We start from the raw sequence: 21,938 nt of genomic DNA on the forward strand, positions 1-21,938 counted from the left end.
CGTCAAGAAGATGACAGGGAAGCAACTTCACGTCACCGACCTCGCCCAGCAAGTGCATCAGTTCGGCGCGACCACAGACGCGGACATCGACTTCGTCAGTCACTACATCCACCACCTGGCTTCGGCAGGTTTCCCTCCCGGGATACGTGAGCCTCTTCGAGCCTGCGATGCTGCCCGCCACCGAAAACGTGCGCGCACGCGACGCCGGCCGATTCGACGTCGAAATCATCGGTGCGCCGCTCAAGGATGTCGCGTGGCGAACCATAGACGAGCACACAGCCCCAGACGAATTGCCCTGGTTCGTCATCAACTCCGGGTCCGCAGGGATCCTCGCTGCATCCGAAGACCGTCTCATCATTGCGAAAGTCGGCGGCATGGCCGGCTTCATGCCCGGATCCATGGGCGGTGGACGAGTTACCACCTTCCCAGCGGGATGATGAGCGGTGTTCTCGAAGTACTTACCCCGAGCTACCAGGGAACCGCGAACCACGACTACTGGAGATCGGCCGGCACCAGCCGCAACAAGGCCGCTGAGAGTCCCTTCACTCTTTCGAACTGCCTTCCACTCCCCAAAGCGCAGCACAAACTGGCTCTTCCTCACCTCACCAAATTTCAGAGGAAAATCATCGATTACTAGCGCCCCACATTCCACATACAGCACAGTCCAAGTGCTACCGCCGCGGCGCCTTCGACAAGTCTGGCGGAAGAACTCCATAACCTCGCCGACCTCCATCATCAAGGTATCCTCGATGTCGCCGAATTCGCCGCAGCAAAACAAGCAACTATCGCCCGCCACTCGAACTCGTAACACCGCGGAACAGCGCGCGCCGCGAGACGGATTGATCAGATACCTGAGGCCCTTCATTACCTAGCTTTGATTCATTTTTCGATCTCGAACACGACCACACCTGAAATACAGGGCAATATCTGTGACTTCCCACCACGATCCGAAGATGCCCGCCACCCCTGATCCACGTGACCCAATCGCCAAGAGGTCGGGAAGTGACACGTCCTCGCACAGCAACTTCCAACATCTGTGGGATAGACCCATAGATTCCGAATCGGCAGGCAACCCTGGTCCGAAGGCGAATCCGGGCTGGTACGCCGATCACGACACCCACGTGCTCAGGTGGTGGGACGGAACAGCGTGGTCATCGCACACCGCGCCCCTCGATGCCGCGCCCACGCGTCCCCAGACGCGCCCGACACCGCTCTCTCACGGGCACAGGCCTGTAGATCGACATTGGGCGACAGTTGCCGCCATGTCACTCGCACTGATACTGCTGGCGCTGTCCCTCGGGGCGGTATTCATCGCTTTGGGTCAGATCGTCAGGGGCACCAGCACCCAAGGCACCTACATCCGGCTCGGCATATTTCCCTTTGTTGCGGCTGCCTGCGGCTTCTTCCTCTACGTCAAGTCACGCACGAAGGCCCGTCACGATCCACTCGGCCCGGTCGCCGGGCGGGCCACTCATGTGCGCACTCTCGCTATCGGATCGGCGAGCGTACTTGTGGCCGGCGCGGTGTTCGCCGGCCTTGCACTGTCATCAGAAAGTAAGAACAGCGGCACCCAGGACTCCACCGCATCCGCGGCCGCGAGCGACGACAACGCGATTGACGAAACTGCCGAGGATTGGTTAGGAGCGATCTGCGCGCCGGGAAAATTCTTCGACGGAAACCCGATCGGCGGCGCAATCGCCGGCGCGACATGCATCACCACCGGCAGCGAGACCATCTTCATTCTCGAATACGACTCGAACTTCAAGATGCAGAACGACCTCGTTGCCTACCACGTGCGCTTCTATGCATCGAGTATCGATGAGAGCGGACGAATCACGGTCTTCGCCACCAACAACCAAAATACAGGACGAGCATTAAGCCCTCTTGAATCATTCGGCTTCAAGATACGCACCGTCTCATAGCGCGCGGCATCAAAATGACAAACGAACCCCAGACTGAAACCAGGTATCCGGGCTCGGCGAGGAGCGGCTCTAAGGCGGAGGCGATTCCTGCCACCGGTGCACAAGAAATGGGAGAAGTCATCGTGCCATTGCAGTGAACGGAGAAGGTTGCTTGCTCTCGCCGCCGAGTAACTGACCCACCTGGTGCAGGTTTTGGGCACGGGAAGTGCCCCCCGCCAAAGACACATCACCGCGTTGACTGCGACGCTGTCGGCATGGCGGCCTCCACCGGCCGCTATCCCCGTCTATGCGGCGGATGTCGGATCGGCTTTCGATTATCCGAGATCCCATTCGTCGCGTAACGCTGCCAGCAGGGTTTTCTGGCGGTCCTGCATGGCAGTCGGGGTCCATTCTGGTTCGTTGAGTACTTGGCTGGTCAACGCGAATGTCGCTACGCCGCGCTTGCCGGTGAAGTACTTCGATTTCTTCTTGTCGAAGTCGAAGTTCTGCGCTTCGGAGTTCTTTGCCTGGTTGAGCAATACGAGGTTCGCGAGGCGGTGTGTCCACTCGTTGCGTTGGTTGGTGGTGAAATCGTTGAGCCACTGCGATCCGGGGGCTGGGTTCTGGGGGAGTACGTGTTCGACAGTGATGAGTCGATGCTCGTATCGCACGCCGGGGCTTTTCGCCAACGCCTCGTCCAGTCGCAAGAGAATATAGCGGCGTCCCTTGGTGTAGAGGTAAACGTCGCCTTCCAGGCCCTGGATAGTTTCCTCGATCTCCTTAGAGGTGAGAGCGAAGGACGGGGCGTCCAATCCGGCGCCGGCATCGAGTTCACGCAGTATTTCCGCGTAGCGCTGGACACGGGGAGTGTTGTAGACGCGACGGATCAACATGCTGGAGGCGAGTCGTTCGAGTTGTTTGAGGAAGGTATCGAGCCAGACTGGATCGTCGCTGTGATGCCGCAGAGCCCAGAGCGAGACAGGGCGCCAGTCGTTGTTCTCGATCTTGTCGAGCCGGCGAAACCACGCGTTGACCAGGTCAGCGCCTTGAGTGGCGGCGTACGAGTGATCGCGCATTTGTCGATAGGCGTTGGCGTACGGGGCGACGATGTCGTCGACGAACTCCGTCGCGCGGTCCGGGAGATACGCGTTGAGGACCTGCTCGGGAAACTCCTTGAGCAGCTCTCGTTTTCCGCGTTCCTTAGAAAAGATCATGCGGATGTGGAGAAACAGATCACCGAAATCGTCATGACCGAGAGCAGCTTCGGCGTCTTCCCATTTGTCCGCATACACCTTCGACAGGCCTTCTGGCATTGCTCCGACCACCTGGGATTTGAAGATATCCGCAGGTGAGAGGTCAAGACCTCGCGCATTCATGACGGAGAAAATGCGGTGAGCACTGTTGAGATCTGGCGTGGTCACGATCACGAGAAACGTCTTTTGCCCGAGAAGTTGCACAAGCCCGAGGCGGGAGTTCTCGTCGCGAGATTGTAATGACTCCCATAAAGCTCTCGCATTGACCTGTATTGACCGTTGCGCATCGGTCGCCAAGGATTCCGACTTCCGTGCGAAGAGTGCCTGGAGCTGCCCTGGATTCTGGATGAACTCGGCGAAAAAGTCGGAGTCCCGATCACGCAGGGTAAGCCGCGGCTTCGACGCCAGCCCCTGCACTTTGCTGCCGGGTTCTTGGAGCATCACTTCGAGTTCACGAGCAAGGCCGGGATCGACGGTAAGGTCGCGCAGAACTGCCAGCAGAATTGTCAGGGTGGTGAGACGCTGTTGGCCGTCGATGACGTCGGCAGACGTTTCGTCGCTCGACTTCACCAGGACTACCGAACCCAGGAAGTACGGTTCGTCGGGACCTCGATCGAGGGCTTCTGTCAGGTCTTCGAGAAGCTGGCAGGCTTGCTCCGTTCCCCAGGAATATGGGCGTTGGTACTCCGGGATCCGGAAATCGTAGTCACTGCAAAATACTTTGCGGAGGGGTACCTCATGCGCTTCCAGCTGTTTCACATTCACATCATCTCCCACCAGGAACCTATCGTTACCTCCGACGTGACCGAGACGCTTCTGGGTCATAAATTTCGGTGAGACCGAGGCGCTTGAGAAACGGCGAAGTGAGAAGGTTCCACATATCGAGTATGGAGTCGACACGTTGAAGGCGGCCGAGCTCAGAGCGAGAAATGAGATCCATAGGCTCCACATCATTCCCGGGCGACTCCAATCCCATAGTCGGCAACGGCGAATTCGTCACCGGATTGCACGAGAACAGCCAGACAGTCGACCACAAGCTCAGCGTCATGCGCGCCGTCCTCAATGACGCCCTCGCCGGGATCAGCGATGCACGCGAAATCCTGTTCGCCACACCCGCTACGGCTGGCGCAGGCGAGGCCGAGTCGGGCCAGGAGATTTCGGTCGGCCTGTATCTGGCACATGCGGTGTCGGATCTGCACACCGCGTTGTCGCTGCTACACGCTCAGTACGAGATGGACGGCAATGAAGCTCTGCACGATTGAGTGCGACGACTGCTCGATTGGAAACTAAGCACAAGCCCGATCGGGTATGGATTTTTGTCCACGAGATTATCCCGGGGGTTCTCGGGTAGTCGATCCTGAGACCAAGACACCCGAACAGATCGAACGGTTCGCTCGCGCTCGTGAACTGCACGATTCCTTCGCAGATGCCGCAGCACACCTCCGTCGATACCGAGGGCCAACAGGCTTGTCTCCCGGCGAACCACCTTTCTAATTGGCATCGCAGAAATACTGCCGATAACATGAATTATGTCAGATAAACTGCGAGAGATGTTGCACAGCAATGGTTTACGCCGTCGCAGAGATGCTGTTGGCTACCGAGATGAGAGCCAGTAGTCAACGCTGAGTGCTGCACTGGTCGATGCCCTCTTTCCCGGTCGAACGCGATTCGGACAACGGCGGTGTGATTTTGGAAGTCGGTGAGTGGGCTGGCGAACTTGCGCAGTGCCGTTCATGCAGCGCGAGTGCGCTTTACGTCTCACGGACGGCCGGTGGGCGGATCTGGACCACAGTAGGAAGCGTGCCCTGCGGAACTGCCGGCCGTTTGTTATCGGCGTTTACCCGTTCCGGGCAGACCGCCGGAAACGACAGAGCGGATCCCTCCGGCCGGGGCCGGCCTTCCGCAAGGCGGAACTTTCTTCGCCGCAGGAAGAGGCTTCGGGCCTAGCCGCACGTACAGTTGCCGGCGCAGTCGACGAGCTTCAGCAACCAGTTCGCGCTCACGCTCTGAGAGTGGGCGAGCAGATGCGACGTCGGTCGCCGTTCGTAAGAACTGTTCCACCTGCTTCAACTCGGCACGTGCAACCCTCTGACGCTTGCTTTCACTTGGCAGCTCTACCGAATTTTGCTTCTTCCGTCGTTGGCCCATATCGGATGTTCTCACACCTCTCCGACACCTGGGGCCGGCTTTCCTTTGCGGATAGCTGCGCCGACATCGCGAGAGGGATCAAATTCAATTCATCAATGCCGCAGGCGTATCGCGAAGGACGTTGACTTGCCAGCGGTAATGATGAAGGTGCGGCAAGGTAAGTTTTCGGCGAACCCAGTGGACTGATCAGAACGAGGAAGTGACGTACGTGGCTAAAGATGGTTGGGAATTCTGGCGGGTCAGCAATGCGTCGAGCGGCGCATTGGAATGGCTCGCCGTCACGCGGCCGGGTGCACGCGCTGCGATCGACCGCGAAAAAGTGTGGACGCTGCTGCCGAAAAGCCGCATGTTCCTCGCCAACTGGTTCCTGACGGCGGACTTCGGACGAGAAGACGATGCAAACGAATGGGTGTACGAGAACATCGACTCCACCGAAGCACGGGAGGTGGCACTGGAGGTGCCGCAGCCATCGACCGAGGTCGTGACCCGATTGACCCACCCAGAGTCGTCCCTGACACTGAATCAGATCGATCGGCACCCCGTGGACAAACTCCTGGGCAAGCGAGTAGCAGACAAACTCGAAAACCGTACCTGAACTACCTGCAGAGCGTCCGGCGCGGACGAATCGACGGCCCCGGTCTGTACCGTCCCTCACGCCAAAATCCAGGAAGAATCTAGGAAGAGCGCGGCCCACTCTTTGAATCATTCGACTTCCAGACCTGTACAGCCTCTCTTGGCCTCTTGGTATCTCAGTGCAAAACCGACTGATGGTTTGATTTCGGAGTTATTTCACGTCGATAATTCGGCGGAGTTGGTGGTGATTAAGCGAAGTCAGAACTGATTCCACCATGTGGCAAGTGCGTTCCAGGTTGTGCTGGTCCACCCCCAGACGGGAGGCATGACAAACAGGTCAGGTAAGTATCCGATCATTGTTCTTCTCCTCAGAGTGGACTTCAACAGGCGGCCAGTGGCAGCAAGAATGCGTACCAGAACAGCATTTCTTCGGGAAAACCAGGTAGGCGTCCGATCATGTGTCTTTCCTTCCCTGGCTTACTTCGTTCATCGCGCCTGATAGTGGCGCGTTACGGTGCAGGCGCTGCGCACAGGAAGTGCTCCGGCCAAAGACAACACTGCGAAGACACGCCTTACCTTGGCGACAGGCGCACCTGGAGGTACGGCCGCGAGGAACCAAGGACATCATCACTGTCGGACCCCCGAACTATTCTTGAGGAGCACCTCGCGCCGTTGTTGTCGGGAGCACGACGCACCGTCGCCGCGCGCCCACTCCGCCTGGTTTCGACTGGAACAGCGACGCATTCGAGATCAACCCAGATCGACGAGCACCGAAGAACGTCTTGTGCTGTGCCCATCGAGTACGAATGGGAGAGCACTCGACGGGTTCAAGCGACTCGATTCAGCACAGAACCGAACCACCTCCGAGTGTCCTCTCTTCGTGGTGACCGCATATACAGGCTTTCGTCGAGCTTCTAGTCGCGTGAACAATGAGATCCCACCTTGTGCAGGTTCTCGCTGTGGACACTTGACGAGAAGCCCTTCCGCAACGATGTGGACTTTCGTGTTCATGTCAGGATGGCGGCATGGACAGTGCAGAGGTCCCGTGCCGATCCTACGACCCGGATTCGCGGTTCTCGTCGGTACGTAGCGAACTTTCGACGGCAATATCGTTGTGCCGCAACAAGTGTCCTCGCCTTCATCGGTGCGTGAGCGGTGCGCTCTAGAGAAGGGAAGCGGCTGGGGTCTGGGGTGGCCGATATATCGTCGAGGGGTAAATCTCTACGCTTCCAGGGGCGCCACGCCGCTACTCCGCGGGACGGCTCCGGTTCCGTGCCCTTTCGAAGGCGCCTTAGGGATCGCCCGGGCCAGCGGAAACGGCTTGTGAAACACCAAGTCTGGCTACTCCACCGAGCTGCCTCGGGGCGGCCGTGCCGAACGCGCTACTGAACAACGGGCCGGCCTGACAGGTTCTCGTAAGGCTCCCGTGAATACCGCGTCGATCGCGACAAGCAACGGCAGGTTGTGCTCCGAAGAGCAGCGCGACTCCGATTCCGGCGACGATCGATGTTCGTCGGTCGATGGCCAACTGGGCTGGAAGTACGTGCCTGAACATCGAGCGGGACGTTCATGGGCCTGCGATGAGACTGTCCCGGCGGACTCGCCGCACGGAACTCCTACGTAGCTAGATCGAGGAGCTGGGCTCTTCCCGTATGGTTCGCGTGGTCGCTGTCAGCAGTCCTTGGGTTCCTTGGGTTCGGGCTCGGCCCACGCGGCGACGTTGGCGGCACCTCGTGCCAACTGCCGTCGCCCGGACGTCAATACTTCAGACGTCCGGTCCTTTGCCGCGACGAATACATCGGCGATCCGCGCGTGTTCCGGGCTGTCCCACTGCGTAATCTGCAGGTTCCGAGCCTGGATGAACTGATCCAGAATTTCGCGCAACGCGTCGCGGTGCCGGCCAAGACCGCGGGCGGCAATCTTGTGATGCGCTTCGCTCAGGCGCAGCACGGTATTAATTTCCAAGACCTCTCGCATCCGCGTAACTAGCTGTACGTCGGCCTCATGCTGCTCGCGGAGGGTTGTGCGCGCGCTGGTGATGGTTTGGTCCACGTGCTGCGCCTCAGTGTTTCGCACCTGTTCCAGCCTGAGCTTGTGCCACTGAAACAGTGATTTTTGGGCTACGACCAGCAGTTGCAAGGTCTCTCCGAGTCTGTTCTTGTTCAACAGCTGCTCAAGTTGCTCGGATCGCTTGCCTGGGCCGGCGCGTCCGTCCAGCGTTTCCAACTGTTTGACGGCATGGACCCGAAGTCTCTCAATCCCGACTTCCAAATCTGCCCCCAGCGAGGCGATCGATGACCAATCTGTGTTGGTCAATGCATGCCCCGACGCCAGGTCCCGCACTTTGGCCGAGAGGAGACGGTGCTGTCCGTACACATCCCCGATCCGATGAGCCTCGGCCAATCGGAGTAGCTCGTCCACCTTGTCTTCGATCACGTCCAGGTGCTCATGGACCTGGTCGAACTGGGCGCTGATCGCCGCTTCTAACGCGGCGATCGCAACCATCTGCGGTCCTACCCCCGCCACCATCGCGCCAGGGTTCGCGATCCGCGCATTGGAGATGATCTTACCGCTTTGTGGATTACGCACCATCTTGTGATAAGTGACGGTCGCCCCGGATTTCGGCCGAGCGAACAGCTCGTGGTATCGCTTGCCAACCGCGTATGCGGCTCCGACCGCGCGGCCCCCGAATGCCTGACTGGCCATCTTCGGCAACATTGTGCCGGAGTCGATCGGGACAGGTGAGAGCGCTGTGTCCCACTCGAGCGCAAAGGCCGCAATGGCATCTTCGGTACCGACAAGCGCGGTACCGAGCTCGTCGTCGATGACCATCAGCTCCATGGAGCCCTCGATGCCTAGCCCGTCCGGCTCGATCGGCGACAGGTCACCCACGTGCGACTCCTTCCACCCGCCCACGCGAATGTATATTCACGTTCTTCTGATGGCATTCTGCCTTGCTCCACTGACATCGCCCGTACGAGCTCCGCCAGAACAGTCAGGGAACCGGTTCCGACTGCCTCCGCGAGGCCCGGATACCGCAGGAAAGCAGCCATGATCAGGTAAAATAGTGAATAGATCCCTCTGTGTGACCGCATTGTTCCCTGCGACGGCGAAGGGGCACCGGTGAGCATCGCATCCAACGCGAAATCGCCCATGACAGAAGCCCAGATCGACCGCGCGATCGCCGCCGCCACGGCCGGTCACGGCATGGCGGGTATGGAGCCCAGCGCTGCGGACATCGCCATCGGACGCCGGTAACTACGCGGAGAAATCCCCGGCGTCGAAGCCGTCGAACTTGCCCTCGCCGCAGCACGGAACGAACGAAACGAACGCAAGGAGCAGCGCCCATGACCGCAGCACGCAAAACCACCTCGCGCGACATCGAAGAATCCGTCAAGTTCGCCGCAGCGGGAATTCGCCTGGCCGGCGGAACTTTCACCCCTGCCGATGAAGCGGCCGCTCGCGGGGTCGCTTCCGGAACTCGCACCCCGGAAGAAGAAGTCGCCGCGTTTCGCCGCGAACTGGGGTACTGACGTCCCTTGCCGCGGAAAACTCCACAGTTTCGTTCCTGGGATGACTATTACATCCCCGGACCAACTGTTCTACGCAACAAACTGACCAGCGCAACCGAACCTTACGGAACCACCGATCCCGATAAGCTCCGGCCGTTCGAAGAGCGCGCCGCGTCCGTGCGCCTGGTCGCCGCGAAACTCGTTCCCATTCGTGGTTCATTCGATTACAACCACCTCAAAGCCCTCCACCGAGCACTCTTTCAGGACGTGTACGACTGGGCCGGAGAAGAACGCACGGGCCCGCTCAGTCAGATGAGTAAAAGCGGACCCGACGTCGTCCATTACCCGCCAGGCGATCCCCAGGCGCCGATGGTGAGCTACGGCTACTACCTCGCCCCGGCCATTGCTGATGCCGCCAAGCTGATGCCGCCAATGTTCAATTTCGTCGACTCGCCAAACACGATCTCCTGCGCGGCCGAGACCGCGAAGAATTCGTCGTCGGCCTCGCCGAACACTGGGGAGAAATTAACTCCATCCACAGCTTCCGAGAAGGAAACACCAGAACCCAATTCGTGTTCTTCTCCGAACTCGCCCGCCACGCCGGCTACGAACTGGACATCATGCAGTTGGCCGAAAATGGGCCATTGCGAGAGGAATTCGTTCACGCTCGCTTCTACAATCAATCCACCACCCGAACAGACCGCCTCGAAGAGGCGCTGAACAAGGCATTCGCTGGGACCCAGCCACCGGGATCGGCGGAGTCTGCCGAAGTCAGCGAACTCATGCGCACCGTTCGCCTGGCTTTTCCGGCACCGCCGACCACGACACGAGGGCAGGCCGCGCGAGCGATCGTGAAAGCCGTGCGGGATCGAGCTCCTCGTTCAGGAATTCGAAAGGCAGATCGAACCGCTGCAAGTTTCCGGTGAATCGTCTACCACAACAAAAGGCAATGTTGGTGCGCGATGGATCTCCGGCCCCAAGTCAAGCAGCGGTGTAGCCCACGTTTGCTGGTCAACACCTTGCTGCCATTCTGTGGAGCACGCCCATTCCAATGTGTAAGTCCCTGCGGGAACGTCGACGACAGTCACACTTTCGCTTTGTCCTGGGATCAGGGTGATTGGAGGATTCGGTGAGTCGCTTCCGGTTTGGCCTACGGTGAAGACGGTTTGGCTGTAGTCCTGTACGTATTCTCCTTCGGGGATTGGCTTGGCCCCCATGCCGGCGCAGGTCACCGTGAGATCCGAATTGTTGGTGAAGGTAGTAATCACCGTGTGTTCGGAAACATCAGTCGATGCCGTCGGGGCACTGCTCGGTACAGCGTGGGCGAATCCTGCCGGAGCGATTAGAGCAGCGGCAGTGATGGAAAATGTTATGCCGAACTGTCGCACGAACTTTGACATGTAGAGGCCCTTTCGATGTATGTGTTGTTCGCGCAAATATGTGAGGCGGATAAGGCCTCGGGCCGTGACGTACAGCCTGGTTCGTTACCGGATCTTTCCTGATATCACCGGGGTGTGAATTCTCATTCGAGAATATCTGGTGGGTTTTTCTGGCGACTTTCGGTGTCCCCTAATTGGAACTCCGCGGCGCTCCGCCGGGATGAAGAACATCTTTTCTCCTTCTGGCCTTCCGATTCTCGTCGGCGGTGACCTGTGCGCAAACCCCTGGCGGCGCAAGCGCCGGCCGATGGCTCCGAGAAATTTTTCGTCACTCGTAGGGTCCTGTCGAAATTTTTCTCGACCCAGGGGTGGCACTTCGGCCCCTCATACCGACGCGATTCTCCTTTGCCAGCAGGCGAAAAGAATTGGCGGGACACCCGGCCCGGCCGCTTTCATCACTGAGGGGAACGACATGTTCATCATTGAGGGGAACGACATGCAGTCCATCCGTTTGACCAGCGCCACCGAGGTTCTCGCATCGATCTTCACCGTGCTCGGGTTTGTCCCGGTGTCCTCGATCGTTGTGCTCATGCTTCGCGAGAGCGTCAGCGACGACGGTTGCGTTGACCGCCCGCGCGGACGTCAGTCCAGGGTTCCCCGTCGCGCATCTGGTCCGTGCGGCGAAGCGGGCGAGGGCCACATCGTCATCATCGTTGCTCTCGCAGCGGACGAGGTCGCCTTGCCGGTGTGCGCCACGCGTTCACCAACGCAGGAATCGAGGTGGCCCGCGCATTGCACGCCCCGTCACTCGAAGCCGGTGCCCGGTGGACGGACCTCGACAGTTTCGAGACCGGATCGACGGCCGATCACCGCATCTCGGATATCAACATGGCTTATGTCGAGGACGTGCGTGCCACCGACGGTAGCCGCGAAGAAATCATCGACCGCTTCACCAAAACCACCCAAGCTCCCACCGCGCCAACGCACGAGGCGAAGCGGATCCAGGGCGACGACTTCGTACGCATCACCATCCTCGAACTCGGAGCGGTCATCGGTGCCCGCGCGGTCCCGACCGCTGATCTCGCCGCCCGTGTCGGACTGTGCGCCACCGTCAGCGCGTCAGCTCGCAATGCACAGATGGCAGTGTTCACCCAAGGTGAGCGCGACGCTGATTCGTTCGCGACGATCGCGTGCCAGGTGCGTGGCAGCGCGCGCGTGCAGGACCTCACCCTCACCGGATACTGCGCGTACCTCACCAATGACGGATCGACGGCGTCAATTGCCTTCGAGGCGGTGATGAGCACTGCCACAGCCGCCGGTTGCACGCCTGCGCAGACCAACCTGCGCCGACTGCTCGACGGAGCCCTGCACAACGGAGTTCCCCGCCCACGATCGCCGAGGTCCTCGCCCCGGTACACATCGACGTCGCGGAGTCCTTCGGCGTCGACTTCGACAACCCCGCGAGCTGAACGCAAAAGAGAGCAGCCCCGACTTCGAATCAGAAGTCGGGGCTACTCCCGTACGCGGTGGCGCTTGTTCGGGCATCGAGCCCGAACAAGCGCTGCGCCAACTCCCCGCGCAACCACAATGCAGCGCCTCGCAGGAAAGTCAGTCGAACAAACCGCCGGTCGTACCGGGAACAGGGAACACGACATCCATCCGTTCCGCGGAATCGGGTTCGACGGTCTGGCCGGCGACGACGGCCGCGAGATCCGCGCCGGTGATCACGCGCAGATGCTTCGTTGCCTGATACAGCGCCGACTCCACCGCAGATCGGGCGGTGGAGCTGTCGATCGGCGATAACCGACATCCCGTTCGTTTGGTTCGTCCACGTCAGACGGAAAGAGCCCAACTGACCATGATGACTGCGTTATACACCCCATGTACAACGATTGCCGGCCACAGCGAGCGCGTGTACAGCGCGATCGCCGTACACAGTGCGCCGACAACTAAACCGGAGACGACGTTGCCTGTTCCGAACCCGATGTGAACCCAAGCGAATACCGCCAAGGCCAACACTGCGACTACGGAAACAGAAATCCAAGTGCCCGATTTGCGCCGTTGCGCGGCCAGCACAACGGATCGATACAACACCTCCTCAGGCAGCGCAGCGGTAAAGAACGCTGTAATCAGTGCCGTGCACAAGCCGCCTCTGACGGTGTGATCGAAGCGTTCCTGATTGTTCGCGATCTCATCTGCGTCTGTGACCGGCCACCGTGCGCCAACAGCGATCCCGAATTTGAGGAACAGGTACACAGCCCCACACCGAGCACTGCGGGAACGAAAAGCACCCACACTGCTATTCGATAAACGGCCGACTTCCCGGACTCCGGACGCGGGGTCACGAAACCCCGCCACATCAACGAGCGCCGCAGGGCCGCCCACATCCATCGACCAATTCGGGTGAACTCCGCACAATCAATCCTCGGCGTCTGATGCCTCATATATCGGTCGATGCACGCGAAAAAGATCGACAGAGTCCACGAAATGATCGATGTCGCTATTAACTCTGCTGTCGAATTGCCCACCGCATAAGCGGTCGAGGTAACGCCCGAAACAACGAAGGCCACTACTACGAATCTCAGGACCAGCGTCTGACGGGGCGCGAGTTTCCTCCACCGAACCAAACGCGTGATCGCGTTCTGCTGCGTCACCAGCTCTGCGCTATGCACTCAGTTCTGATGTCGGTGGCTTCGTAGCCGGCGCGGCCTTGCTCAGCGTACTCCGCTTCGTCGCCGATCGTCGCGCCAGCCCCTTCTTGGAAGGAGCGTCTACGCGCCACAGTTTGGCCGCACATCGCTGCGGAACACTGTCTTCAGTCTGCGCGGATGTGCTTCCACCGGCCCCCCTGGTACAAATTTCAGCAATCTACTGGAAGCAATCGTGACATGTCGTTAAGTGGTGACTGAATTCGACCATCTGGGAGGAGTTCACGCGAGCTAGGATTCGAGACCTTTGATAGGCCCAATGCTGATTTTGGTGGATCCCGAGTCCAGGCTCTGGATGTCGCTCTGTCGTCGCTACTTGGCGCCGTACATCATTGTTTCGTCCATGTTGGCTGACTGGGTTAGGTGACCATTCAGAAGACGTTTGTCCGAAATGTCGTCCCCATCGGGGACGCCTCAACCCCGCGCCTTCAGCGCCGCCCGCGCGGCATTGAACCCACCCATCCCGTGGACGCCGCCGCCCGGGGGCGTCGCGGACGAGCAGAGGTAGACGCCCTCAACCCCAGTGGCATAGGGGTCGAGCCCGAACCGGGGGCGCGCGATGATCTGCCGCGCAGTGTTCGCACCCGCGGAGATGTCGCCGCCCACGTAGTTGGGGTTGTACGCCTGCATCTGCGGCACATTGCGCACATGGACGCCCACGATCCGGTCCCGGAACCCCGGCGCAAAGCGCTCGATCTGACGCGTGACTACATCGGTCGCGTCGCCCGGATAGCCATGCGGCACATGCGCATACGCCCACACGGGATGGATGTCTCCGACGGAACGGGAGGGGTCGGCCAAGAACTGCTGGCCCAACAGAATGAAGGGCTTGTCCGGCATCTGACCCCGCACGGTCTGGCGTTCGACAGCAGCAGTCTCCGAAATCGTCCCGGACAGATGCAGGGTGCCGGCCTTGCGGGCATGCGGATTCGTCCACGGCACGACGCTTCCGTCGGAGTCACCACGAACGGCGTAGTCGACTTTGTAGGCGGCGGTGCCGTAGCGGAATTTGCGGTAGGCCCGGGCAATGCGATCAGGCTGCCGGCCGTCGAGCAGACGACCGGCAGCGTCGGGTGCGATGTCGAGCATGACGATGTCGTAACCGGCGATCTGGGAGTAGTTGGTGACCCAGTTCCCGGTTTCGATGGTGCCACCGAGGCTGCGCAGGATCGACGCGAGGGCGGCTGCAATTGAGCCCGAACCACCTTGCGCGACAGGCCAACCGTGTGCATGAGCGGCCGCGGTGAGCATCGAGCCGACAGCACTGGAGAGAGGAAGGGTCAGCGTCCCGAACATGTGCGCCGCGACGCCACCGAACAGTGCCCGCGCCTGTGGGGTCTTGAACATCCGAGCGAAACCCGTCGCGGGAAGCAGAGCACCCGTCCCGAAACGCGCGAGCATCAGCGGGTGCTTCGGAACGTGCACGATCGGCTTGAAGACGTCCTGCACCAACTCGTCGAAGTTCTCGGAGAGGTATCCGAAGACGTCGAGCCACCTCTTACCGTCGACACCCAGTCCTTCAGCGGTCCGGTTGATGTCACGCCACAGAACCCCGGCGGTGCCGTCGTCGAGTGGATGGACCAGATCGATCTCGGGCCACAGCCACGTCAGGCCATGTTTGGCGAGCCCGAATTCGCGGTCGAGTTCCTTGAAGTAGGGAGAAGCCAAGGCCGTGGGATGGAAGGCGGAGCAATCGTCGTGGACGAGCCCGTCGACTATGTATTCGCTACTGCGGGTGCCACCGCCGATCTTGTCCGCACCCTCGATGACATGGACGTCGATTCCGGCGCGGGCGAGTTCGATCGCCGCCGCGAGACCGTTGGGACCACTGCCTACCACTACTGCTGTTGTCATTTGCTCTTCGCCACCCGTCTTCTCAAGGGTGAGCCTACGGAAATTACAGCGATGGCATTCTGCGAGCAAACAATTCAGGCCTAGACCTTGGTTGATCGATCAACTTTTGTTACAGTTCGAGGCGCACTGGCCGCAGCTGATTTTTATCGCTGCGGCCAGTTGTTGCATTCATCGCCCATCGCGCCTGTTTCCTGCGGATTCGGTATCCTGTGAATCGGAACTTCTCTGCACAGACGCAGCTCCGAAATCTGTCGAGGGGCCTTCTGGCTCCCTGCATCGCCGCAGTTCAGAGCAATTATAGGGCTACCTTAGTTGCGCCCGTGCCGGGGTTCTGAATTATCGTTTTCGTTACACGGTTGACTCACAAAAGTTTCAACCGACCGAAGACTCACGTCGCCGGGTGGCAGAACGCACACCATCGCGTCTGCGCAGGGCGGCTACTTCGGTGGTACCGAACACATCGTCGTGTCGGTGCTTTGAAGGACTTGCATTGCAAGTTGATGGCCATCAGCGCTGCTGGTCGTCGGTGCATCTTTATGGCATACGAAGGCTGGGTATGAAGCAACTTCCAGGCCCCCAGGGCCTCTATCACCCGTCCAATGAGCACGACTCCTGTGGAGTCGCATTTGTTGTCGACATGCATGGTCGCCGCAGCAGGGACATCGTCGAAAAGGCGATCACCGCTCTGGTCAACCTCGAGCATCGCGGCGCTGCCGGATCAGAACCCAACACGGGTGACGGTGCGGGCATTCTGCTGCAGGTTCCCGACAAGTTCTTCCGAGCTGTCGTGGACTTCGCGCTGCCCGCCGAAGGCGCGTACGCAACCGGTATCGCATTCCTCCCGCAGGGCGACGCCGATGCACACGAGGCTGCTGCTGCAGTCGAGAAGATCGTCGTCGAAGAGGGCCTGAAGGTTCTCGGCTGGCGCGAGGTCGGAACCGACGACTCATCGCTGGGCGCACTGGCGCGCGACGCGATGCCGACGTTCCGTCAGATCTTCATCGGCTCCGAGGGTGACAAGTACACCGGCATGGATCTCGAGCGTCGTGCATACGTGGTGCGTAAGCGCACCGAGCACGAGCTCGGCTCCGAAGGCGCCGGCAAGGGTGGCCCGGGTAGCGAGACCGTGTACTTCCCCAGCCTGTCCGGCCAGACGTTCGTCTACAAGGGCATGCTCACCACCCCGCAGCTCAAGGGTTTCTACCTCGACCTGCAGGACGATCGTGTCGAGAGCGCACTGGGCCTGGTCCACTCGCGCTTCTCCACCAACACGTTCCCGTCGTGGCCGCTGGCGCACCCGTTCCGCCGGGTCGCTCACAACGGTGAGATCAACACCGTCACCGGCAACGAGAACTGGATGCGCGCTCGCGAGTCCCTGATTGACAGTGACGTCTTCGGTGGCCGCGAGAACCTGGACAAGATCTTCCCGATCTGCACCCAGGGCGCCAGTGACACCGCTCGTTTCGACGAGGTGCTCGAGATGCTGCACCTCGCCGGCCGCAGCCTGCCGCACGCAGTTCTCATGATGATCCCGGAAGCCTGGGAGAAGCACGAGAGCATGGACCCCGCTCGTCGGGCGTTCTACGAGTACCACTCGGCACTCATGGAGCCTTGGGACGGACCGGCGTCGGTGTGCTTCACCGACGGCACCGTCATCGGCGCCGTGCTGGACCGCAACGGTCTGCGTCCGTCGCGTCTGTGGATCACCGAAGACGGCCTCGTCGTCATGGCGTCGGAGGTCGGCGTCCTGCCGATCGATCCGTCCACGGTTGTCCGCAAGGTCCGCCTCCAGCCCGGCCGCATGTTCCTCGTGGACACCGCGCAGGGCCGGGTCATCAGCGACGAGGAACTGAAGAACGAACTCGCTGCCGAGCACCCGTACCAGCAGTGGATCGACGAAGGTCTGATCCACATGGACGACCTGCCGGACCGTCCGTACACGTACATGTCGCACGAGCGCGTCGTGCTGCGTCAGCAGCTCTTCGGTTTCACCAACGAAGAGGTCAACCTGCTGGTCAAGCCGATGGCTCTCTCCGGTGCCGAGGCACTGGGCTCGATGGGTACCGACACTCCGATCGCCGTGCTCTCGTCACGCCCCCGGATGCTGTTCGACTACTTCTCGCAGCTATTCGCTCAGGTCACCAACCCGCCTCTCGACGCGATCCGTGAAGAGGTTGTCACCAGCCTCGGCGCGACCATCGGCCCCGAGGGCGACCTGCTGCACCCGAATGCGGACTCCTGCAAGCAGATTGCGCTCCCGCAGCCGATCCTGCACAACGACGACCTGTCGAAGCTCGTTCACGTCAACGACGACGGCGAATTCCCGGGCTTCCGCAGCGTCGTGATCCGCGGCCTGTACCCCGTCAAGGAAGGCGGCGACGGTATCCGTCGTGCGCTCGAGGGCATCAAGTACCAGGTCTCGCAGGCAATCGAGGGTGGCGCACGCATCATCGTGCTCTCGGACCGTGAGTCCACCGAGGATTACGCGCCGATCCCGTCGCTGCTCCTCACCTCGGCAGTGCACCACCACCTGGTTCGTGAGAAGTCGCGCACCAAGGTCGGTCTCATCGTCGAGGCCGGCGACGCCCGCGAGGTGCACCACATGGCGCTCCTCATCGGCTTCGGTGCCGCAGCGGTCAACCCGTACATGGCTTTCGAGACCATCGACGAGTTCCTGCAGAACGGCGAACTCGAGGGTCTGACCCTCGAGAAGGGCATCGCGAACTACATCAAGGCAGCCGGCAAGGGTGTCCTGAAGGTGATGTCCAAGATGGGCATCTCGACGCTCGCGTCGTACACCGGTGCGCAGCTGTTCCAGGTCATCGGCCTCTCACAGGAGCTGACGGACGAGTACTTCACCGGTCTGCAGTCGCAGCTCGGTGGCATCGGCCTCGACCAGATCGCAGCCGACGTCCAGGCACGTCACGCCGTCGCATACCTCGATCGCCCCGAAGAGCGCGCTCACCGCGAGCTCGAGGTCGGCGGCGAGTACCAGTGGCGTCGTGAAGGCGAGTACCACCTGTTCAACCCGGACACGGTCTTCAAGCTCCAGCACGCAACTCGCACAGGTCAGTACGAGGTGTTCAAGGAGTACACGACCATGGTCAACGACCAGTCGGAGCGCCTTGCCGCTCTGCGTGGTCTGTTCGACTTCAACATCGGCAAGCGGCCGTCGATCTCGATCGACGAGGTCGAGCCGGCCAGCGAGATCGTCAAGCGTTTCTCGACGGGTGCGATGAGCTACGGCTCCATCTCCGCCGAGGCTCACGAGACTCTCGCCATCGCGATGAACCGTCTGGGCGCCCGCTCCAATTCCGGTGAGGGCGGCGAACATCCGTCGCGCTTCACGCCGGACGAGAACGGCGATCTGCGTCGCAGTGCCATCAAGCAGGTCGCGTCGGGACGCTTCGGCGTCACCTCGCACTACCTGAGCAACTGCACCGACATCCAGATCAAGATGGCGCAGGGAGCCAAGCCCGGTGAGGGCGGCCAGCTTCCGGCTCACAAGGTGTACCCGTGGGTGGCCGAGGTTCGGCACTCCACGCCTGGCGTCGGCCTGATTTCGCCGCCGCCGCACCACGACATCTACTCGATCGAGGATCTCGCTCAGCTGATCCACGACCTGAAGAACGCCAACCCGCAGGCCCGCATCCACGTGAAGCTGGTCTCCGAGGTCGGCGTCGGAACGGTCGCGGCCGGTGTCTCCAAGGCACATGCCGACGTCGTTCTGATCTCCGGTCACGACGGTGGCACCGGTGCCACCCCGCTGACCTCCGTCAAGCACGCGGGCGCACCGTGGGAACTCGGCCTCGCCGAGACCCAGCAGACGTTGCTGCTCAACGGTCTCCGTGACCGCATCGTCGTGCAGGTCGACGGCCAGCTCAAGACGGGTCGCGACGTCGTCGTCGCTGCCCTGCTCGGCGGCGAGGAGTTCGGTTTCGCCACCGCACCGCTGGTGGTCTCGGGCTGCATCATGATGCGCGTCTGCCACCTCGACACCTGCCCCGTCGGTGTCGCGACGCAGAACCCGTTGCTGCGTCAGCGTTTCAGCGGCAGGCCGGAATTCGTCGAGAACTTCTTCATGTTCATCGCCGAAGAGGTTCGCGAGCTTCTCGCGGAACTCGGATTCCGCACGCTGCTCGAAGCCGTCGGCCAGGTCGACATGCTGGACACCACGCGCGCTCTCGATCACTGGAAGGGAAGCAAGGCAGGCAATCTCGATCTGTCGCCGATCCTCACCCAGGTCGAGTCCGCGTTCATGGACCAGGACGTCCACTGCACCGGTACGCAGGATCACGGTCTCGACAAGGCACTCGATCAGCAGTTGATCGTCTCGGCCCGCAACGCACTCGACAAGGGTGAGGCGGTCTCCTTCGAGTCCGCGATCACCAACGTCAACCGCACGGTCGGCACCATGCTCGGCCACGAGGTCACCAAGGCGTTCGGTGGAGAGGGCTTGCCCGAGGGCACCATCGACATCACGTTCACCGGTTCCGCCGGTAACAGCTTCGGTGCTTTCGTGCCCAGCGGTATGACCCTGCGCCTGCACGGCGACGCCAACGACTTCGTCGGCAAGGGCCTTTCGGGTGGACGCATCGTCGTACGCCCGCCGCTCGATGCAGCGGAAGGCTTTGTCGCCGAGGACAACATCATCGGTGGCAACGTCATCCTGTTCGGCGCCACCAGCGGCGAGGCTCTGCTTCGCGGTGTCGTCGGCGAACGCTTCGCAGTCCGTAACTCCGGCGCCACTGCCGTCGTCGAGGGTGTGGGCGATCATGGTTGCGAGTACATGACGGGTGGAAAGGTGGTCATCCTCGGAGCCACCGGACGTAACTTCGGCGCCGGCATGTCCGGTGGCGTCGCGTACATCTACAACCCCGACAAGGCATTCGAGAAGAACCTCAACACCGAACTGGTGGACCTCGAGGATCTTTCGGGCGACGACTTCACCTGGTTGAAGGGCGCCATCGAACGTCATCGCGACGAAACCGGCTCCGAGGTTGCAACGCGCATCCTCGCTGACTGGTCGCAGCAGGTGGGTCACTTCGCAAAGGTGATGCCCCGCGACTACAAGAAGGTTCTTTTGGCCATCGCGGCCGCAGAGAAGGATGGCAAGAACGTGGACGAGGCAGTTATGGAGGCAGCTCGTGGGTGATCCAAGCGGCTTCCTGAAGCACACGTCGCGCGAACTTCCGGTTCGCCGGCCGGTGCCGTTGCGCCTGCTCGACTGGAAAGAGGTCTACGAGGAGTTCCCGAAGGAAACCCTCAAGACCCAGGCCAGCCGTTGCATGGACTGCGGAATTCCTTTCTGCCACAACGGTTGCCCTCTCGGAAACTTGATTCCCGAGTGGAACGACCTGGTCTACAAGGACCACTGGCACGACGCCATCGAGCGTCTGCACGCGACCAACAACTTCCCGGAGTTCACCGGTCGACTGTGCCCCGCACCCTGTGAGGCGTCCTGTGTCCTGGGCATCAACCAGGATCCGGTCACCATCAAGCAGGTCGAGGTCGAGATCATCGACAAGGCCTTCGACGAAGGGTGGGTCAAGCCGGTTCGCGCCGCGCACTCCACCAACAAGAAGGTTGCGGTTGTCGGCAGTGGTCCGGCCGGTCTGGCTGCAGCGCAGCAGCTGACCCGCGCCGGTCACGCAGTGACGGTCTTCGAGCGGGCAGACCGCATCGGCGGCCTGCTGCGCTACGGCATCCCCGAGTTCAAGATGGAGAAGCGGCACATCGACCGCCGTCTCGAGCAGATGGAAGCCGAAGGCACCGTCTTCAAGACCAACGTCAATGTCGGCGTGGACATCACCGCGGACGAGCTGCGTGAGCAGTTCGACGCAGTGGTTCTGGCCGGCGGCGCCACGGCAGCTCGCGATCTTCCGATCCCGGGCCGCGAACTGGACGGCATCCACCAGGCGATGGAATTCTTGCCGATCGCCAACCGCGTGCAGTTGGGTGACCTCGACGCTCCCACCATCACCGCTGAGGGCAAGAAGGTTGTCATCATCGGTGGCGGCGACACCGGAGCGGACTGCCTCGGCACCTCGCACCGTCAGGGTGCGGCCAGCGTCCACCAGTTCGAGATCATGCCGCGTCCGCCGGAGACTCGCGCCGAGCAGACTCCATGGCCGACGTACCCGCTCATGTTCCGCGTGGCTTCGGCTCACGAGGAGGGCGGCGAGCGTCTGTTCTCCGTCAACACCGAGAACTTCGTCGGTGAAAACGGCAAGGTCACCGGTCTCAAGGCTCACGAGGTCGAGATGAAGTCGGGTCGCTTCGAGAAGGTCGAGGGCTCGGACTTCGAGCTCGAAGCCGATCTCGTGCTCCTGGCCATGGGCTTCGTCGGTCCCGAGAAGCCGGGTCTGCTCACCGATCTCGGTGTCGACTTGAACGAGCGTGGCAACGTCGCCCGCACGTCGAAGTGGAACACCAACGTCGACGGCGTGTTCGTGGCCGGCGACATGGGCCGCGGTCAGTCCCTGATCGTCTGGGCCATCGCCGAGGGACGTTCCGCAGCAGCCGCTGTGGACACCTACCTCGAGGGTGTCACGGCCCTTCCGTCACCGATCCACCCGACAGCGGCTCCGCAGCGCTAGAGGCTCTTACT

At 61.1% G+C, this 21,938-nt stretch carries 15 protein-coding genes; 10 read left to right on the top strand and 5 right to left on the bottom strand.

Annotated elements, in window-relative coordinates:
- The first annotated feature begins 146 nt into the window (after positions 1–146).
- Positions 147–437, top strand: coding sequence for a hypothetical protein (locus tag RA302_RS00235; RefSeq protein WP_030536692.1), 291 nt, complete (start codon positions 147–149; stop codon positions 435–437).
- Positions 438–1,262: 825 nt separating this feature from the next.
- Complete coding sequence (locus tag RA302_RS00240; RefSeq protein WP_030536690.1) at positions 1,263–1,922, top strand: hypothetical protein; 660 nt, start codon at positions 1,263–1,265, stop codon at positions 1,920–1,922.
- Positions 1,923–2,236: 314 nt separating this feature from the next.
- Here the strand turns inward: RA302_RS00240 and RA302_RS00245 are convergent, their stop codons facing one another.
- Entirely contained in the window at positions 2,237–3,913 is a 1,677-nt protein-coding gene (locus RA302_RS00245) for a DUF262 domain-containing protein (protein ID WP_030536689.1), read from the bottom strand.
- 170 nt (positions 3,914–4,083) lie between these two features.
- Here RA302_RS00245 and RA302_RS00250 point away from each other — a divergent pair, with 170 nt between their 5' ends.
- Both RA302_RS00250 and RA302_RS00255 read left to right on the top strand, forming a co-directional pair.
- Positions 4,084–4,416: a hypothetical protein gene (locus RA302_RS00250; protein WP_030536688.1), complete on the top strand. Its 333-nt coding sequence runs from the start codon at positions 4,084–4,086 to the stop codon at positions 4,414–4,416.
- 1,094 nt (positions 4,417–5,510) lie between these two features.
- A complete protein-coding gene (locus RA302_RS00255) occupies positions 5,511–5,897 on the top strand; it encodes a hypothetical protein (RefSeq protein ID WP_051720863.1) in 387 nt (128 codons plus the stop codon).
- A gap of 1,649 nt (positions 5,898–7,546) precedes the next feature.
- On the opposite strand, the gene RA302_RS00260 is transcribed toward RA302_RS00255, so the two are convergent.
- On the bottom strand, positions 7,547–8,767 hold the full coding sequence (locus RA302_RS00260) for a hypothetical protein (RefSeq protein ID WP_030536686.1): 1,221 nt from the start codon (positions 8,765–8,767) through the stop codon (positions 7,547–7,549).
- Between the two features lie 231 nt (positions 8,768–8,998).
- Between RA302_RS00260 and RA302_RS00265 the strand changes: the two genes are divergently transcribed.
- The 3 genes from RA302_RS00265 (at position 8,999) to RA302_RS00275 (ending at position 10,313) form a co-directional block, all read left to right on the top strand.
- Complete coding sequence (locus RA302_RS00265) at positions 8,999–9,133, top strand: hypothetical protein (protein WP_256261680.1); 135 nt, start codon at positions 8,999–9,001, stop codon at positions 9,131–9,133.
- A gap of 89 nt (positions 9,134–9,222) precedes the next feature.
- A complete protein-coding gene (locus tag RA302_RS00270; RefSeq protein WP_030536685.1) occupies positions 9,223–9,408 on the top strand; it encodes a hypothetical protein in 186 nt (61 codons plus the stop codon).
- A 446-nt stretch (positions 9,409–9,854) separates the two neighbouring features.
- Positions 9,855–10,313 (top strand): Fic family protein, encoded by a 459-nt coding sequence (locus RA302_RS00275; protein WP_218102565.1) that lies wholly within the window; start codon positions 9,855–9,857, stop codon positions 10,311–10,313.
- Here RA302_RS00275 and RA302_RS00280 read toward each other — a convergent pair.
- A complete protein-coding gene (locus RA302_RS00280) occupies positions 10,269–10,787 on the bottom strand; it encodes a hypothetical protein (protein WP_141751387.1) in 519 nt (172 codons plus the stop codon). The two genes, RA302_RS00275 and RA302_RS00280, sit on opposite strands and share 45 nt — an antisense overlap.
- 759 nt (positions 10,788–11,546) lie before the next feature.
- On the opposite strand from RA302_RS00280, the gene RA302_RS00285 reads away from it, so the two are divergent.
- The gene (locus RA302_RS00285; RefSeq protein ID WP_141751386.1) at positions 11,547–12,569 is read left to right on the top strand and encodes a DUF4192 family protein; all 1,023 of its coding nucleotides are present in this window, start codon (positions 11,547–11,549) and stop codon (positions 12,567–12,569) included.
- A 30-nt stretch (positions 12,570–12,599) separates the two neighbouring features.
- Here the strand turns inward: RA302_RS00285 and RA302_RS00290 are convergent, their stop codons facing one another.
- Both RA302_RS00290 and RA302_RS00295 read right to left on the bottom strand, forming a co-directional pair.
- The gene (locus RA302_RS00290) at positions 12,600–13,061 is read right to left on the bottom strand and encodes a CPBP family intramembrane glutamic endopeptidase (RefSeq protein ID WP_243617509.1); all 462 of its coding nucleotides are present in this window, start codon (positions 13,059–13,061) and stop codon (positions 12,600–12,602) included.
- An 827-nt stretch (positions 13,062–13,888) separates the two neighbouring features.
- Positions 13,889–15,328, bottom strand: a complete 1,440-nt coding sequence (locus RA302_RS00295; RefSeq protein ID WP_030536682.1) for an NAD(P)/FAD-dependent oxidoreductase — start codon at positions 15,326–15,328, stop codon at positions 13,889–13,891.
- A 556-nt stretch (positions 15,329–15,884) separates the two neighbouring features.
- Here RA302_RS00295 and gltB point away from each other — a divergent pair.
- The gene (gene gltB, locus RA302_RS00300) at positions 15,885–20,483 is read left to right on the top strand and encodes a glutamate synthase large subunit (RefSeq protein WP_030536681.1); all 4,599 of its coding nucleotides are present in this window, start codon (positions 15,885–15,887) and stop codon (positions 20,481–20,483) included.
- Complete coding sequence (locus RA302_RS00305; RefSeq protein WP_030536680.1) at positions 20,476–21,927, top strand: glutamate synthase subunit beta; 1,452 nt, start codon at positions 20,476–20,478, stop codon at positions 21,925–21,927. Before gltB ends, RA302_RS00305 begins: the two co-directional genes overlap by 8 nt.
- The last annotated feature ends 11 nt before the right edge of the window (positions 21,928–21,938 follow it).

The sequence above is a fragment of the Rhodococcus sp. DN22 genome (assembly GCF_036669995.1).
GTDB lineage: Bacteria > Actinomycetota > Actinomycetes > Mycobacteriales > Mycobacteriaceae > Rhodococcus_F > Rhodococcus_F erythropolis.